Raw genomic sequence first — 1,675 nt, 5'->3', positions numbered from 1 at the left:
GCGGCGCGCAGGTGGCGACCTACTGCGCGAGCATCCGCGACGGCGGCCGGGCCGACGGCGCCCCAATCGGCGTGCTGGCGATCCATTTCGACTGGGAGCCGCAGGCGCGCGCGATCGTGGCCGGCATCCGGGTCTCGCCGCAGGATCGCGCCCGCACGCGGGTGCTGCTGGTGGACGCGGACCGCCGGGTGCTCGCCGCCTCCGACGAGCGCGGCGTCCTCACCGAGACCCTGGCGTTCGATCCGAAGGGCGGCGCCAGCGGCGTCGCGCACGGCGCGTTCGTCACGGCCTTCCACCGCACCCCCGGCTACGAGACCTACGAAGGCCTCGGCTGGTACGGCGTCATCGTCCAGTCCGTGTGATCAGGGCGCGTCGGCCACGAACCGCGCATAGCCCGAGGCCCGCAGTGCGCAGGCCGGGCAGGTGCCGCAGCCGTAGCCCCAGGCGTGGCGCGCTCCGCGCTCGCCGAGGTAGCAGGTGTGGCTGTCCTCGACGATGAGGTCGACCAGCGCCCGCCCGCCCAGGCGCTCGGCCATGCGCCAGGTCTCGGCCTTGTCGAGCCACATCAACGGGGTGTGCAGCACGAAGCGCCGCTCCATGCCGAGGTTCAGCGCCACCTGCAGCGCCTTGATCGTGTCGTCGCGGCAATCCGGGTAGCCGGAATAGTCGGTCTCGCACATGCCGCCGACGACGTGGCGCAGGCCCCGGCGGTAGGCGAGCGCGGCGGCGAAGGTGAGGAAGACGAGGTTGCGGCCGGGCACGAAGGTGTTCGGCAATCCGCCGGCCTCGAACCCGATCGCCGTCTCGCGGGTCAGCGCCGTCTCCGAGACTTGGCCGAGGGCGTCCAGCGCCAGGGTGTGGTCTTCGCCGAGCCGTTCGGCCCAGTCCGGGCGGATGCGCACGAGGCCGTCGCGCAGCGTCGCGCGCCCGTCGAGTTCGATCCGGTGGCGCTGGCCGTAATCGAAGCCCAGCGTCTCGACGTGGGCGTAGCGGTCGAGCGCCCAGGCGAGGCAGGTCGCGGAATCCTGCCCGCCCGAGAACAGCACCAGCGCGCGGTCGTCAGTCACCCGCATACTCCGCCCAGGACATCGGCGTCTCGAACACCTTCACCGCGGAAAGCCCCGGCAGGCCCTCCTTCGTGCGCTGCCAGATCCAGGCCGCGATGTTCTCGGCGGTCGGGTTCTCCAGCCCCGCGACCTCGTTGAGGCAGTAATGGTCGAGCTGGAGCAGCACCGGCGCGAAGATCGCCTCCATGTCGAAGAAGTCCACCACCCAGCCGGTGCGCGAATCGACCGGGCCGGAGACCGTCAGCTCGACGCGATAGGAATGCCCGTGCATCCGGTGGCAGCGATGGGTCTCGGGCACGTTCGGCAGGCGGTGGGCCGCCTCGAAGGTGAAGGCCTGGGTGATCTTCATGGCCCTACTCCCCCGAACCCGAATGGCCCTTGTCCGACACGCCGGCCTGCTCGAACGTCGCCATGTCGCGATGGCAGGCGAGCGCGCCCTTGAGCAGGCCCATCGCCATGCCGGCGCCCGAGCCTTCGCCCAAACGCATGCCCAGCGCCAGCAGCGGCACCAGCCCGAGCCGGTCCAGCACCTCGGCGTGGGCGCCTTCGGCCGAAACGTGGCCGGCGAGGCAATGGTCGAGCGCGCGCGGGTCGAGCGCGTGCAGCAC

3 protein-coding genes and 1 pseudogene are annotated in these 1,675 nt (G+C 71.8%); 1 reads left to right on the top strand and 3 read right to left on the bottom strand.

The features are described 5' to 3' along the window. A pseudogene (locus FV222_RS25210) lies at positions 1-362 on the top strand (cache domain-containing protein); the annotation flags it as partial. On the opposite strand, the gene queC reads toward FV222_RS25210, so the two are convergent. The 3 genes from queC to FV222_RS25195 all read right to left on the bottom strand — a co-directional run. After that, positions 363-1,067: a 7-cyano-7-deazaguanine synthase QueC gene (gene queC / locus FV222_RS25205; protein WP_246685656.1), complete on the bottom strand. Its 705-nt coding sequence runs from the start codon at positions 1,065-1,067 to the stop codon at positions 363-365. Next, entirely contained in the window at positions 1,060-1,416 is a 357-nt protein-coding gene (gene queD / locus FV222_RS25200; protein ID WP_147752674.1) for a 6-carboxytetrahydropterin synthase QueD, read from the bottom strand. The genes queC and queD overlap by 8 nt, the downstream gene beginning before the upstream one ends. Before the next feature lie 4 nt (positions 1,417-1,420). Continuing rightward, on the bottom strand, positions 1,421-1,675 hold a 255-nt coding region (locus FV222_RS25195), incomplete at its 5' end, for a nicotinate-nucleotide--dimethylbenzimidazole phosphoribosyltransferase (RefSeq protein WP_187277469.1).

It is taken from the genome of Methylobacterium sp. WL103 (assembly GCF_008039885.1).
Taxonomy (GTDB): domain Bacteria; phylum Pseudomonadota; class Alphaproteobacteria; order Rhizobiales; family Beijerinckiaceae; genus Methylobacterium; species Methylobacterium cerastii.
This window is presented reverse-complemented; position numbering and strand designations above follow the sequence as displayed.

Coding starts and splice junctions, on each gene's coding strand:
- queD (WP_147752674.1), bottom strand. CDS start 1,416: ATGAAGATCACCCAGGCCTTCACCTTCGAGGCGGCCCACCGCCTGCCG.